At 53.9% G+C, this 14901-nt stretch carries 12 protein-coding genes; 2 read left to right on the top strand and 10 right to left on the bottom strand.

Going from position 1 to position 14901, the window contains the following annotated elements:
- Nucleotides 1–255: 255 nt before the first annotated feature.
- Entirely contained in the window at nt 256–915 is a 660-nt protein-coding gene (gene rpiA, locus BN2591_RS19645) for a ribose-5-phosphate isomerase RpiA (protein ID WP_086873515.1), read from the bottom strand.
- A gap of 164 nt (nt 916–1079) precedes the next feature.
- On the opposite strand from rpiA, the gene argP reads away from it, so the two are divergent.
- Nucleotides 1080–1973 carry a DNA-binding transcriptional regulator ArgP gene (gene argP / locus BN2591_RS19640; protein WP_017457598.1) on the top strand — a complete coding sequence of 298 codons (894 nt, stop codon included), beginning with the start codon at nt 1080–1082 and terminating at the stop codon, nt 1971–1973.
- A 39-nt stretch (nt 1974–2012) separates the two neighbouring features.
- Here argP and BN2591_RS19635 read toward each other — a convergent pair whose 3' ends face one another.
- The 8 genes from BN2591_RS19635 to tkt form a co-directional block, all read right to left on the bottom strand.
- Complete coding sequence (locus BN2591_RS19635; RefSeq protein WP_086873514.1) at nt 2013–2756, bottom strand: oxidative stress defense protein; 744 nt, start codon at nt 2754–2756, stop codon at nt 2013–2015.
- A gap of 95 nt (nt 2757–2851) precedes the next feature.
- Nucleotides 2852–3487 (bottom strand): arginine exporter ArgO, encoded by a 636-nt coding sequence (gene argO / locus BN2591_RS19630; protein WP_086873513.1) that lies wholly within the window; start codon nt 3485–3487, stop codon nt 2852–2854.
- 138 nt (nt 3488–3625) lie between these two features.
- Nucleotides 3626–4486, bottom strand: coding sequence for a small-conductance mechanosensitive channel MscS (gene mscS / locus BN2591_RS19625; protein ID WP_086873512.1), 861 nt, complete (start codon nt 4484–4486; stop codon nt 3626–3628).
- 183 nt (nt 4487–4669) lie between these two features.
- Nucleotides 4670–5749, bottom strand: coding sequence for a class II fructose-bisphosphate aldolase (gene fbaA, locus BN2591_RS19620; RefSeq protein WP_086873511.1), 1080 nt, complete (start codon nt 5747–5749; stop codon nt 4670–4672).
- A 215-nt stretch (nt 5750–5964) separates the two neighbouring features.
- Nucleotides 5965–7128 carry a phosphoglycerate kinase gene (gene pgk, locus BN2591_RS19615; RefSeq protein WP_086873510.1) on the bottom strand — a complete coding sequence of 388 codons (1164 nt, stop codon included), beginning with the start codon at nt 7126–7128 and terminating at the stop codon, nt 5965–5967.
- A 48-nt stretch (nt 7129–7176) separates the two neighbouring features.
- Entirely contained in the window at nt 7177–8196 is a 1020-nt protein-coding gene (gene epd, locus BN2591_RS19610) for an erythrose-4-phosphate dehydrogenase (RefSeq protein WP_086873509.1), read from the bottom strand.
- 352 nt (nt 8197–8548) lie between these two features.
- A complete protein-coding gene (locus BN2591_RS19605; RefSeq protein ID WP_086873508.1) occupies nt 8549–9298 on the bottom strand; it encodes a phage antirepressor KilAC domain-containing protein in 750 nt (249 codons plus the stop codon).
- A gap of 303 nt (nt 9299–9601) precedes the next feature.
- On the bottom strand, nt 9602–11593 hold the full coding sequence (gene tkt / locus BN2591_RS19600; protein ID WP_086873507.1) for a transketolase: 1992 nt from the start codon (nt 11591–11593) through the stop codon (nt 9602–9604).
- 279 nt (nt 11594–11872) lie between these two features.
- Between tkt and loiP the strand changes: the two genes are divergently transcribed.
- A complete protein-coding gene (gene loiP, locus BN2591_RS19595) occupies nt 11873–12631 on the top strand; it encodes a metalloprotease LoiP (protein WP_086873506.1) in 759 nt (252 codons plus the stop codon).
- Nucleotides 12632–12924: 293 nt separating this feature from the next.
- Here the strand turns inward: loiP and speA are convergent, their stop codons facing one another.
- The gene (speA, locus tag BN2591_RS19590) at nt 12925–14901 is read right to left on the bottom strand and encodes a biosynthetic arginine decarboxylase (protein WP_086873505.1); all 1977 of its coding nucleotides are present in this window, start codon (nt 14899–14901) and stop codon (nt 12925–12927) included.

The following is a 14901-nucleotide window of genomic DNA, read 5'->3' as shown; positions in this document are numbered from 1 at the left end:
TTTTTTGTCTTGACTGTGATGTTGTGCAGATTGCAATCCGCGTTAGTCAACATATCAAAAAAAACTATCGCGGCAATATGAACGTTTGCGTCGCGCATCTGAAGAAATGTCATACAGCGGGAAATGGTAGAGAAAAATGCTAAGAAATAAGAAGCTAGCGGCAGGTAACGTATGGCAATGGCAAAAACGTGACAGATATCACCAAATTTGCCGATTGCAGATTTTTTACAGGGAGGCATGCGCCTCCCTGTCAGATCATTTCACGATAGTTTTCACGCCTTCAGCGGTGCCGATCAGCGCCACATCCGCGCCACGGTTAGCAAATAACCCGACAGTCACTACGCCTGGCAGCGCATTGATGCTGTTTTCCAGCGCAATCGGATCGACGATCTCAAGACCATAAACATCCAGGATGACGTTGCCGTTATCTGTCACCACGTTCTGCCGATATTCCGGCCGACCGCCCAGCTTAACCAGCTCGCGAGCGACAGCGCTCCGCGCCATCGGAATCACTTCCACCGGCAGCGGGAATTTGCCGAGGATATCCACCTGCTTGGAGGCATCCGCGATGCAGATGAATTTATCCGCCACCGAGGCGATAATTTTCTCACGCGTCAGCGCCGCGCCGCCGCCTTTGATCATCTGCATCTGGCCGTTAATCTCATCCGCGCCGTCCACATAAATGCCCAGGCGGTCCACCTCGTTGAGATCGAACACGGTAATGCCAAGGCTTTTCAGTTTCTCGGTGGACGCGTCCGAGCTGGAAACCGCGCCTTCAATCTGGCCTTTCATTGTGCCCAGCGCGTCAATAAAGTGCGCCGCGGTAGAGCCAGTGCCAACCCCCACAATGGTGCCAGGTTCTACATACTTCAGCGCTGCCCAGCCCACTGCTTTTTTGAGTTCATCCTGCGTCATGGTCGTTTGCCTGTGGTGTGAAATTTCAGGCGCATTATAGACCAGCGTTACCCTAAATGTCCCTGTGACCAGGGTCACATTACGCGACGTCCAATTTCGTCTGTACCGAACAAAAATTTATGTCATAGTGCTGAGTACGATTTTTTCAGGAGAATGCCCGAGCAATGAAACGTCCGGACTACAGAACATTACAGGCGCTTGATGCGGTTATTCGTGAGCGCGGATTTGAACGTGCCGCACAAAAGCTGTGTATTACCCAGTCCGCCGTGTCGCAGCGCATTAAGCAACTGGAAAATATGTTTGGTCAGCCGCTGCTGGTGCGTACCGTGCCACCTCGTCCCACCGAGCAAGGGCAAAAACTGCTGGCGTTGCTGCGCCAAGTCGAGCTACTCGAAGAAGAGTGGCTTGGCGACGAACAAACCGGTTCCACACCGCTGCTGTTATCGCTGGCGGTCAACGCCGACAGCCTGGCGACCTGGCTATTGCCGGCATTGGCCCCGGTACTGGCCGACTCACCGATTCGCCTGAATCTGCAGGTGGAAGACGAAACCCGTACCCAGGAGCGTTTGCGTCGCGGTGAGGTAGTTGGCGCGGTGAGTATTCAGCCGCAGGCGCTGCCCAGTTGCCTGGTCGACCAACTCGGCGCGCTGGATTATCTGTTCGTCGGTTCGAAAGCGTTCGCCGAGCGCTATTTCCCGAACGGCGTCACCCGCTCCGCATTGCTAAAAGCACCGGCGGTCGCGTTTGATCATCTCGATGATATGCATCAGGCATTTTTACAGCAGTATTTCGACTTACCGCCGGGCAGCGTGCCTTGCCATATCGTCAACTCTTCCGAAGCGTTTGTACAACTGGCGCGCCAGGGGACAACCTGCTGCATGATCCCGCATCTGCAAATCGAAAAAGAGCTGAACAGCGGCGATCTGATCGACCTGACGCCCGGTTTGTTGCAGCGCCGGATGCTGTACTGGCACCGGTTTGCGCCAGAAAGCCGGATGATGCGCAACGTCACGGACGCATTGCTGGAATATGGGCATCGGGTGTTAAGGCAGGATTAATAAAACGCCCTCTTCCCGGCCGGGAGAGGGCGAAAGGGGTTACTTCGCCGGTGCCGCAGTCTGCGGCTGGCTCTGAGTCGGTTCCAGCTGGAACACGACATCTACCTGATCAGCAAACTGAATCGACGGTTGCTCATAAGTTTCCTGTGCGGAAGCGGCTTCTGGCGCATCCGCTTTCATCATGCGTACCATTGGGCTCGGCTGATAGTTGGAAACATGGTAGCGCACGCTGTAGATCGGGCCGAGTTTAGCGTTAAAGCCCGCCGCTAACTGCTGTGCCTGGTGCGTTGCATCATCGATAGCCGCTTTGCGCGCTTTATCTTTGAAAGACTCCGGTTGCGCAACGCCCAGGGATACAGAACGAATTTCGTTCAGCCCCGCTTTCAGCGCGCCATCCAGCAGTGAATTAAGTTTGTCCAGCTCTCGCAGCGTGACTTCCACAGTACGCACTGCGCGGTAGCCTTTCAGAATACTTTTGCCGTTCTGGTAGTCATAATCGGGCTGTGTGCGTAAGTTCGCGGAATTAATGTCTTTCCGGGCAATGCCGTTTTGCTCAAGAAAGCTAAGATATTGCGCAACACGGTCATCGGCCTGTTTTTTGGCTGAGGCAGCGTCTTTCGCGGCGACATTAACCTCAATCGCCAGCGTGGCGATGTCCGGGGTCGCGTCCACGCTTGCCGTACCCGAGGTGACAATATGCGGGCCGTCCGGCAATTCGCTCGCCTGTACCGCCATCGCGCTGAAACCGATCATTGCCGCCAGGGCCATCACTTTATATTTCACAGTTGCTCCTCCATGGTGCTTTTGTTACGCCCCGAATTGCAGGACGCCTGGCAGCAAGCTTAGCGGCTAAGCGTGAATTGTCCATCGGACTTACCTTAACTGAATAATCCCTGCATATGGTGCACGCCCTCTCGTGCCAGCTGGAAAGCGATAAACCACATCACCAGGCCCACCAGGGTGTTAATCACCCGCTGTGCTTGCGCCGTGCGCAAACGTGGCGCAAGCCAGGCCGCAAGTAAAGCAAGGCTGAAAAACCACAGGAAGGAGGCGCTCACCGTGCCCAGCGCAAACCAGCGTTTTGGCTCCGCATCAAGCTGACCACCCAGACTGCCGAGCACCACAAACGTGTCGAGGTAAACGTGAGGGTTCAACCAGGTAACTGCCAGCATCGTGGCGATGATACTCCAGCGCCCCTGCCGCAATGCTTCAGCACTCGCCAGTTCCATCTTGCTACCGAACGCCGTTTTCAGTGCGCCAAAGCCGTACCACAGCAGAAACGCCACGCCGCCCCACGTCACCATTGCCAACAGCCACGGCGACTGCATCAGCAATGCGCTCCCACCGAAAATGCCCGCGCAAATCAGTAATACGTCGCTGAGCGTGCAAAGCGCTGCGGTCATGATGTGGAACTGCCTGCGGATCCCCTGGTTCATGACAAAAGCATTTTGTGGTCCAAGCGGCAGGATCAACGCGGCCCCAAGCATAAGGCCTTGAAAATAATAAGATAGCACGTGGTAATTCCATCAGAGTCGTTTCAAATGCTGACTATAGCGCGGGATAATCATTAGATGAAATGGATAATACTTATCGTTAATAAGTAATGCTAATAATGAAGGATACAAATAAGGCCGGAACCCCGGCCCTGATGTTTACTGCCTGGTGGAATCTTTCACGCGTTTGAAATTCACGTCCATCTGTGGATACGGGAAACTGATACCATTTTCATCAAAACGGCGTTTGATAAGTTCCAGCACATCCCAATAAACGTTTTGCAGATCGCTGCTCTTGCTCCAGACACGTACCACAAAATTAATCGATGAAGGCCCCAATTCATTGAGGCGTACCGTCATTTCTCGATCTTTGATAATGCGTTCGTCAGCCTGAATAATGTCAGTCAGGATGCGTTTCACCTCATCGATATCTGAATCATACGCCACGCCAATAATAAACTCGTTACGGCGCACGGGTTCACGAGAGAAGTTAACAATATTCCCGGCAATGATTTTGCCGTTCGGAATAACCACAATACGCCCATCGACAGTGCGCATGGTGGTGGAGAAAATCTGCACCTGCAATACCGTACCGGCCACGCCACCCAGATCAACATACTCGCCTGAGCGGAACGGGCGGAAAGTCACCAGCAACACACCAGCAGCGAGGTTAGAGAGTGAACCTTGCAGCGCCAGACCGATAGCCAGACCGGCGGCACCAAGCACCGCGATCACCGAGGCAGTTTGCACGCCAACGCGGCCCAGAGCAGCAATCAAAGTAAACGCGATAATACCGTAACGCACCAGCGCGGAAAGAAAATCCGCCACCGTCGCGTCAATGTGGCGCGCCACCATCAGGCGATTAACGGTATTCGAGACAATGCGAGCCACAATCATCCCGACAATGATGATGGCAATGGCCGCCACGATATTAACGGCATAGCTCAACAGCAGCGCCTGGTTGTTTACCAGCCACGAACCTGCATTGTTGATGCTGTCGACAACGTCAAGATCTTCCATTCGTGCTTCCTTATGTTGTTCCAAAACGGGCCCCCCCTTACAGCAAGGAGAGATCCCTAAAGGGTAAACAAAAAGCCGCCATTTCGCCAAGTTGATCACATTTTGCCTTCGCAGGCATTTTGTTGAATTCACAATAAAAAAGGCCCGCATTTTGCGGGCCTTTTCAGACAGAAACAGTACAAATTACAGAACGTCTACCGCGTTCAGCTCTTTGAAAGCCTGTTCCAGACGAGTCACCATGCTGGACTGCGCTGCACGCAGCCATACACGCGGATCGTAGTATTTTTTGTTCGGCTGGTCTGCGCCTTTCGGGTTGCCCAACTGGCCCTGCAGGTAAGCTTCGTTTTCTTTGTAGTACTTCAGAATACCTTCCCAGGTTGCCCACTGGGTGTCGGTATCGATGTTCATTTTGATAACGCCGTAGCTTACAGAGTCTTTGATTTCCTGAGCAGAAGAACCGGAACCACCGTGGAAAACGAAGTTCAGGGGGTTGTGCTGCAGATTATGTTTCTTAGAAACATATTCCTGAGAATCGCGCAGGATAGTCGGGGTCAGTTTCACGTTACCCGGTTTGTACACGCCGTGTACGTTACCGAAGGAAGCGGCGATGGTGAAACGCGGGCTGATTTTGCTCAGCTCGGTGTAAGCGTAATCAACGTCTTCCGGCTGGGTGTACAGTGCAGACGCGTCCATATGGCTGTTATCCACGCCGTCTTCTTCACCACCGGTGCAACCCAGTTCGATTTCCAGAGTCATGCCCATTTTAGCCATACGCGCCAAGTATTTGGAGCTGATGGCGATGTTCTCTTCCAGAGACTCTTCAGACAGGTCAATCATGTGAGAAGAGAACAGCGGTTTACCGGTAGCCGCGAAGTGTTTTTCACCTGCGTCCAGCAGGCCGTCGATCCACGGCAGCAGTTTTTTCGCACAGTGGTCAGTATGCAGAATAACCGGCACGCCGTAATGTTCTGCCATCTGGTGTACGTGATGCGCACCAGAGATTGCGCCGAGGATTGCAGCGCCCTGAGGAACGTCGGTTTTCACGCCTTTGCCTGCGATGAACGCAGCGCCGCCGTTAGAGAACTGAACGATAACAGGCGCTTTAACTTTCGCTGCAGCTTCCAGAACAGCGTTAATGGAGTCAGTACCCACGCAGTTAACCGCAGGCAGAGCGAAGTTGTTTTCTTTAGCTACCTGGAACACTTTCTGAACGTCATCACCAGTGATCACGCCAGGTTTTACGAAATCAAAAATTTTAGACATGTTACGTAGTCCTGTATCTTCGGCCGTTGTACACATCATCCTTCAAGCTGACTCGGCGCTGGCTGCCTTCGCTTACATCAGAGACTTATTTCAGTCAGTTCCCGATGCTTCACTCCGTTGCCGCCTTGATGCAACCTGAATGATTTTGTGTAGAGAATTAAAGCGAGCCCGAAAGCGCGCTGAAAACAGGGCAGGTTTCCCTGCCCTTGAATGTCTTACTTCTTAGCGCGCTCTTCGAGCATGGCTACTGCCGGCAGTACTTTGCCTTCCACAAATTCGAGGAACGCGCCACCGCCAGTGGAGATGTAGGAAATCTTGTCAGAGATACCAAACAGGTCAATCGCCGCCAGAGTGTCGCCGCCGCCTGCGATGGAGAACGCGTCGCTGTCTGCAATCGCGTTAGCCACAATTTCGGTACCTTTACGGAAGTTCGGGAATTCAAACACGCCAACCGGACCGTTCCACAAAATAGTTTTGGCGTTTTTCAGGATTTCAGCCAGTTTTTGTGCAGAAACGTCGCCCAGATCCAGAATTTGCTCATCATCTTTGATGTCAGAAACAGATTTCAGGGTCGCAGTGGCGGTTTCAGAGAACTCTGTCGCAACGCGAACATCCGTCGGAACCGGGATATCGCAAGTACCGAGCAGACGTTTGGCTTCATCAACCAGGTCAGCTTCGTACAGGGATTTACCAACATTGTGGCCTTGAGCAGCAACGAAGGTGTTAGCGATGCCGCCGCCTACAATCAGTTGGTCAGCGATTTTTGACAGAGAATCCAGAACGGTCAGTTTAGTGGAAACTTTAGAACCACCAACGATAGCAACCATCGGACGAGCCGGTTCTTTCAGCGCTTTCCCCAGCGCGTCCAGCTCAGCAGCTAGCAGCGGGCCTGCGCAAGCAACATCAGCAAATTTACCAATACCATGCGTAGAAGCCTGGGCGCGGTGGGCAGTACCGAATGCATCCATTACGAAGACGTCGCACAGTGCGGCGTATTTTTTAGAGAGTGCTTCGTCGTCTTTCTTCTCGCCTTTGTTGAAGCGAACGTTTTCCAGAACGACCAGCTCACCCGCGGCAACTTCTACGCCGTCCAGGTAATCTTTAACCAGGCGAACCGGGTTGGACAGTTTGTCTTTCAGATAGTTAACAACCGGCAGCAGAGAGAATTCTTCGTTGTACTCGCCTTCGGTCGGGCGACCCAGGTGGGAAGTCACCATTACTTTCGCACCCTGCTTCAGTGCCAGTTCAATGGTCGGCAGAGAAGCACGGATACGCGCGTCGCTGGTCACTTTGCCATCTTTAACCGGCACGTTCAGATCAGCACGGATGAAAACGCGTTTACCAGCCAGATCCAGATCGGTCATCTTAATTACAGACATGGTGAATCCTCTCAATGATTCTTAAAGTTTTGCGAGCGCTGTTGCGCCCTACCTGAAACCAATAGCCGCCATTGCTAACGTCGTGTCGAGCATTCGGTTAGCAAAGCCCCATTCGTTATCGCACCATACCAGGGTTTTAATCAGGTGCGCACCACTGACCCGTGTCTGCGTGCCATCAACAATGGCACTGTGCGGATCGTGGTTAAAATCGGTTGAAACCAACGGTAATTCCGTATAGTCAACTATACCATGAAATGTTCCCTGCGCTGCTTTTTGCAGCAACGCATTGACTTCACAGGATTTTACCGGTTTCTTCACCGTTACACTCAGATCGATAGCGGTGACATTAATTGTCGGCACGCGCACCGCTATCGCTTCAAATCTGTCATTAAACTGCGGGAAAATTCTCGTGATACCTGCTGCCAGTTTGGTATCCACCGGGATGATGGACTGGCTTGCCGCGCGTGTACGCCGCAAATCGGGATGGTAAGCATCAATCACTTGCTGGTCGTGCATCGCCGAGTGAATCGTTGTCACGGTTCCTGACTCAATGCCATACGCATCGTCGAGTAGTTTTATGACCGGAATAATACAGTTCGTCGTACAGGACGCGTTTGAAACCAGCAGGTCGTCGGATCGCAACGTATTTTGGTTAACGCCGAAAACGATAGTTGCATCAAGGTCGTGGCTACCAGGATGGGAAAAGAGCACTTTTTTCGCCCCCGCCGCCAGATGCGCCTCGCCATCCTCACGGTTACCGTACACACCTGTACAGTCGAGCACTACATCTACGCCTAATTCGCGCCACGGCAGCGCATCGATAGTGCGCTCGTGCAGAATGCGAATAACGTCATCGCCGACAATCAGTTGTTCACGCTCCTGGCGAACATCCCATGCGAAACGCCCATGGCTGGTGTCATATTTCAACAAATGCGCCATGCCCACGGCATCGGCGAGTTCGTTGATTGCCACCACGGTGATTTCCGCCCGACGCCCGGATTCATATAAAGCACGAACCACGTTGCGCCCGATGCGACCGAAACCATTAATCGCTATGCGTACGGTCATAACTCTCCTGCAAGGCTAGCCAGCCTGAAGTGGATGACAGAGTAATCCAGCAACCACAGAAGGGGAATCCTCGCCTGCTTAAACTGCGTCTGTTTGATTATTTGTCGAACATTTAGCCGACTGAAACGCTTCAGCTAGAATAAGCGAAACCAGGAATAAAAGGAATGATTGTCCAGACGGTTTCGCCAGTAATCTGACCTGCATCACATTTTCACTGGAATAATTGGCGCGCGCGAAGGTCTTTTTGCTGGGGTTAAGAATTTACAGAAAGGGGAACAAGCGCAACAAAGCATCCCTGCGTGATGTGTTGATAAAGGAAGGTTGATTCCGGCAAACGCTTTACTGAGGATGATTAAAACCAGCTGCGTTCCGGCGTTTTTGGTTCAGTACGCTCTGTGCGTGGCATCTCAACCGGCAGCGAGGAGAGTTGCTTAGCCCACAGATCGGCTACCCACTTCACCCCTCTGGCGGTAAAACGCGCCTGAGACCAGCTACGCTTGTTTTCCCCAACGCCACCGTGGACGGTAAAGTATCCCGCATCAATATGGTACTGCGGCGGCATCAGCGCACCGTCGACGCGCTGCATAATGTTGCGCTCAAGCAAAAAGTTCCGGAACTGAGATTCCTTCACCCGAAGCATCTTACAAAGCTGACGGAAGCCAAGCGACTCCTCAACCCTGACATACCGGTCAAAGAACTCCGCCTTTGGGGCAGAAACGGCAAGTAGCGCTTCCGCGCGCTGACGCTTTTCGTACTGTTCGGCCCACGCGCGCGCAGCGGCTGCCGGATTAGTAAAATCGGGCAGGCTGATAAGCGACTCTTTCTCCTGCCAGCGATCGAGCATTTCTGCGGTAAAGCCCGGCGAGAGACGTGAAACCGTCAGCAATGAGTCCCGCTTATTGAGCAAAAACTCCTGTCGCATCTCACCTTCGCGCTCATACATATGCTCATTTACCGGCTGGGAGAGTCGTTGCGCAGTCTCCAGGCTTTTCACCATCCGTTTCACTTCGGTGTGCGTCAGGCCTGTCAATTTTGCGATTTCGCGGCTGCTGATCGTCGCCAGCGCATGTTGCGAATTGAAATTTTCACCAGGGATTACCATAGGTTCACTCCTTACACATACTCACCTTGGATAATTTGTAGAATTATTATACGAGTTACTGTACGAATATCCAGTATATTTTTTATACATAGCTCAACGGTGCATAAGCCGTGCGGTGAAGAGAGGACTAAATGGGTAATAAGTGGCTGAAGAAGCTAAAAAAGAGGCATGGTTGCCTGAGGGATTGTTATAGGGGGATGACGCTATGTTTAGCTGGCCTGCAAACCTGTAGCCTTAAATAAAACAGAGGCCCCCACTGGAATGCTGGCCCGGCAGGCGTTGCGCCGCCGGGCCAGAGGATGATTACAGCAGCGCTTTCGCTTTTGCTACAACATTGTCGACGGTGAAGCCAAACTCCTCGAACAGTTGCTCTGCCGGGGCGGATTCACCAAAGGTGGTCATACCGACAATAGCGCCATTCAGGCCGACATATTTGTACCAGAAGTCAGCAATACCGGCTTCAATCGCCACGCGAGCAGAGACCGCTTTCGGCAGTACGGACTCACGGTAAGCCGCATCCTGTTTGTCGAACGTGTCGGTGGACGGCATGGAAACCACGCGAGCCTTCACACCTTCGGCAGAGAGTTTTTCCCACGCTGAAACAGCCAGCTCTACTTCTGAGCCGGTGGCAATCAGGATCAGCTGCGGCTGACCTGCGCAATCTTTCAGTACGTACGCACCGCGGGCGATATCTGCCAGTTGCTGCGCGGTACGCTCCTGCTGCGCCAGGTTCTGACGGGAGAGGATCAGCGCTGTCGGGCCGTCATGGCGCTCAACACCGTATTTCCACGCCACCGCAGATTCCACCTGGTCACACGGACGCCAGGTGCTGACATTCGGAGTAACGCGCAGGGAAGCGACCTGCTCTACCGGCTGGTGAGTCGGGCCATCTTCGCCCAGACCAATTGAGTCGTGGGTGTAAACCAGCACCTGACGCTGTTTCATCAGCGCAGCCATACGCACCGCATTACGGGCGTATTCGACAAACATCAGGAAGGTGGAGGTATACGGCAGGAAACCGCCGTGCAAAGCGATACCGTTGGCAATCGCCGTCATGCCGAACTCGCGCACGCCGTAGTGAATGTAGTTACCGGCAGTGTCTTCGTTAATCGCTTTCGAACCGGACCAGATAGTCAGGTTAGAAGGTGCCAGGTCAGCGGAACCGCCGAGGAACTCCGGCAGCAGCGGGCCGAAGGCTTCGATAGCATTTTGCGAAGCTTTACGGCTGGCGATTTTCGCCGGATTGGCCTGCAGTTTTTCAACAAAGGCCTGCGCTTTAGCGTCGAAGTCTGACGGCAGCTCGCCCTTCATACGGCGGGTGAATTCAGCCGCTTCCTGCGGGAAGGCTTTCGCGTAAGCAGCGAACTTGTCGTTCCACGCCGCTTCTTTTGCCTGACCTGCTTCTTTTGCATCCCACTGCGCATAGATTTCAGACGGGATTTCAAACGGTGCATATTTCCAGCCAAGCTGCTCGCGGGTCAGCGCGATTTCCGCGTCACCCAGCGGCGCACCGTGGGAGTCGTGGGTACCGGCTTTGTTCGGTGAACCGAAACCAATGATAGTTTTGCACATCAACAGAGACGGTTTATCCGTTACGCTGCGTGCTTCTTCAACGGCGCGTTTGATGGCGTCTGCGTTGTGGCCGTCAATGCCACGAACCACATGCCAGCCATAGGCTTCAAAGCGTTTCGCCGTATCGTCGGTAAACCAGCCTTCTACGTGACCATCAATCGAGATGCCGTTGTCATCATAGAACGCCACCAGTTTGCCCAGCTTCAGCGTACCGGCCAGCGAGCAGGCTTCGTGGGAGATGCCTTCCATCATGCAGCCGTCGCCCATAAAGGCGTAGGTGAAGTGGTCAACAATGTCATGACCCGGGCGGTTAAACTGCGCTGCGAGGGTTTTCTCCGCAATCGCCATACCTACCGCATTGGCAATGCCCTGGCCCAGTGGGCCGGTAGTGGTTTCAACACCGGCGGTGTAACCCACTTCCGGGTGGCCCGGGGTTTTTGAGTGCAGCTGACGGAAGTTCTGCAGTTCGGACATCGGCAGATCGTAGCCGGTGAGGTGCAGCAGGCTATAAATCAGCATCGAGCCGTGGCCGTTGGACAGCACAAAGCGGTCACGGTCAGCCCAGGCCGGATTTGTCGGGTTATGGTTCAGAAAATCACGCCACAGCACTTCGGCGATATCGGCCATCCCCATCGGGGCTCCCGGGTGACCGGATTTGGCTTTCTGTACCGCGTCCATGCTCAGCGCACGAATAGCATTAGCAAGCTCTTTACGTGAGGACATTTTGACTCCAGATCGGACTGTTAAGGGCTGTTCCCGTAACGACTTGACGACAGCGCGTTTTGGGCTACGCCGGAAAAAAGTGCCAACAATGTAACCCAAGCGACAAGTCATGTACATGGAGCATCCTTTTGCCGATTCAGAAATCTCTGGAAGCTGCTCGCATGTTGCGCAATCTCCTCGCCCGCCTTCTGTTCTGTTCCTTATACTTAGGCTTACCGCCGGTTCGCCTGAGCTGGTGTATGAACAGAATAGCTATCCAATCATTGCGGAAGAGAACAAATGAAAATTCGCCAAGCCCTGTTTGCTCTGGGAATGACCACCCTGCTTGCCGGGTGTCAGAACATGAACTCCAACGGTTTTCTCAGCTCAGGAGCGGAAGCGTTCCAGGCCTATACGTTGAGCGACGCGCAGGTAAAAGCACTTAGCGATGACGCCTGTAAACAGATGGACAGCAAAGCGACCATCGCGCCGGCGAGCAGCCCGTACACGCAGCGTTTGAATAAAATTGCCGCCGCCCTGGGCGACAACATCAATGGCCAGCCAGTGAACTACAAAGTTTACGTGGCGAAAGACGTCAACGCCTTCGCCATGGCGAATGGCTGCATCCGTGTTTACAGTGCGCTGATGGACATGATGACCGACAACGAAGTTGAGGCGGTGATTGGCCACGAAATGGGCCACGTGGCGCTTGGACATGTGAAGAAAGGCATGCAGGTTGCGCTCGGCACCAATGCGGTGCGCGCGGCGGCGGCCTCCGCCGGCGGGATTGTGGGCAGCTTGTCGCAGTCGCAGCTTGGCGCGCTTGGCGAGCAACTGGTTAATTCGCAGTTCTCACAGCGTCAGGAAGCCGAAGCGGATGACTACTCTTATGACCTGTTGCGCAAACGCGGCATCAATCCAGCCGGGTTAGCCACCAGCTTCGAAAAACTGGCGAAGATGGAAGAAGGCCGTCAGAGTTCAATGTTTGACGATCACCCCGCCTCGGCTGAACGTGCGCAGCACATCCGTGACCGTATGGCGGCAGATGGCATTAAATAATCCAAAGGGAGGCAATCTGCCTCCCTTTTTGTTTCACCTGAAAAAGATGCACAGCGAACAAAACGCATCAATTACCAGATTGATCGCGCGGATCGCAACGCGTTGAAAAATGACAACACCTCTATTCCACGATTCCCCGTCAGGATGTTGTCAGCGGTGAGATGGCGCGCTATCCCGCTGATATCAGCTGCCTCCAGAAGAAGATCTGCTGGACCTACTGATAAAAAAATCCCTCCCGCACCGCGCTGGTGAGGAAGGGATTCCGTTGGTTACCGGTCAGACACTAAAACGCGTTATTCGTCTTCCAGATAGGTGTAGCCGTAAAGCCCGGCTTCGAACTCTTCGAGGAACTGCTGTTGCAGCGTCTCATCAAGCCCGGTCTGTTTCACCTGATCGCGGAACTGCGTCAGCAGCGTGTTCGGATCGAGCTGCACGTACTGCAACATATCCGCCACGGTATCGCCTTCATCAGAAAGCTCCACTTCAACGCTACCATCCGGGAAGACAAACACGTCAACCGCTTCGGTATCGCCGAACAGGTTATGCATATTACCGAGGATCTCCTGGTAAGCACCGACCATAAAGAAGCCCAGCATCGGCGGGTTCTCTGGATCGTATTCCGGCATCGGCATGGTGGTCGCAATCCCGTCACCATCCACGTAGTGATCGATAGCGCCATCGGAATCACACGTAATATCCAGCAACACTGCGCGGCGTTCCGGCGCGTGGTTCAACCCTTCCAGCGGCAGAACCGGGAACAGTTGATCGATCCCCCACGCATCCGGCATCGACTGGAACAGCGAGAAGTTGACGTACATTTTGTCCGCCATGCGCTCCTGCAACTCATCAATAATCGGGCGATGCGCGCGGTTGCTCGGATCGAGCTGTTTTTGCACTTCGTGGCACATATTCAGATAAAGCTGCTCGGCCCATGCGCGCTCTTGCAGGCTGAACGTGCCGGAAGAGTAACCGACATGGATATCATGCAGATCCATCTGGCTGTCGTGCAGCCATTCGCGCAGCGAACGGCGCGTACCCGGCTCATGCATCTCCTGCCAGGTTTCCCACATGCTCTGTAACGCACGCGGCGCGTCGTCTGCCGGCGGCGTCGCCGGCGTGTATTCGTTACGCTCAACGCCAATAATGTTGGAAACCAGCACAGTATGGTGCGCAGTTACGGCACGGCCAGATTCAGTGATCACCGTCGGGTGCGGCAGACCGTGCTCTTCACACGCATCGCCAATCGCCCAAATGATGTTGTTGGCGTATTCGTTCAGGCCATAGTTCACTGAACAATCTGACTGGGAACGCGTACCTTCATAGTCCACGCCCAGGCCGCCGCCCACGTCGAAGCACTGAATATTCACGCCAAGCTTATGCAGCTCAACATAGAAACGCGCTGATTCACGCACGCCGGTGGCGATATCGCGAATGTTCGCCATCTGCGAACCGAGGTGGAAATGCAGCAACTGGATGCTATCCAGACGCCCGCGCTCGCGCAGCATTTCTACCAGTTGCAGAACCTGGGTTGCCGCCAGACCAAATTTTGATTTCTCACCGCCGGAGGACTGCCATTTACCGGAACCCTGCGACGCCAGACGCGCACGTACGCCAAGACGCGGTATCACGTTCAGGCGTTCGGCTTCTTCCAGCACGATGGCGATTTCGGTCATCTTCTCAATCACCAGATAGACCTTATGGCCCATCTTTTCGCCAATCAGCGCGAGGCGAATGTATTCACGGTCTTTATAACCGTTACACACGATCACCGAACGGGTCATACCCGCGTGCGCTAGTACCGCCATCAGTTCCGCTTTGGAACCCGCTTCCAGACCCAGCGGTTCGCCGGAATGGATCAGTGACTCAATCACGCGGCGATGCTGGTTCACCTTGATCGGGTAAACCAGGAAATAGTCACCGTTGTAACCGTAAGATTCACGCGCACGTTTGAAAGCGGCGTTAATCGAACGCAGACGGTGTTGCAGGATCTGCGGGAAACAGAACAGCGCGGGCAGACGTTGCCCCTGCGCTTCACGCGCTTTCACCAGCTGCGCCAGGTCGACACGGGCTTCTGGAACGTCCGGATCCGGGCAAACGCTGATATGACCCAGCTCGTTGACGTCGTAGTAATTATTGCCCCACCAGGCAATGTTATAAGTACGAAGCATCTTGCTGGCTTCCTGGGAGCTCATCGCAACCTCCTGCATGGAACGTAGTACACCTTGTTCGCCTGCTGACGAAGGCGAAACCGAAGACATGTCGTCAGACAT

This window comes from Kosakonia pseudosacchari (assembly GCF_900184035.1).
Classification (GTDB): Bacteria; Pseudomonadota; Gammaproteobacteria; order Enterobacterales; family Enterobacteriaceae; genus Kosakonia; species Kosakonia pseudosacchari.
This window is presented reverse-complemented; position numbering and strand designations above follow the sequence as displayed.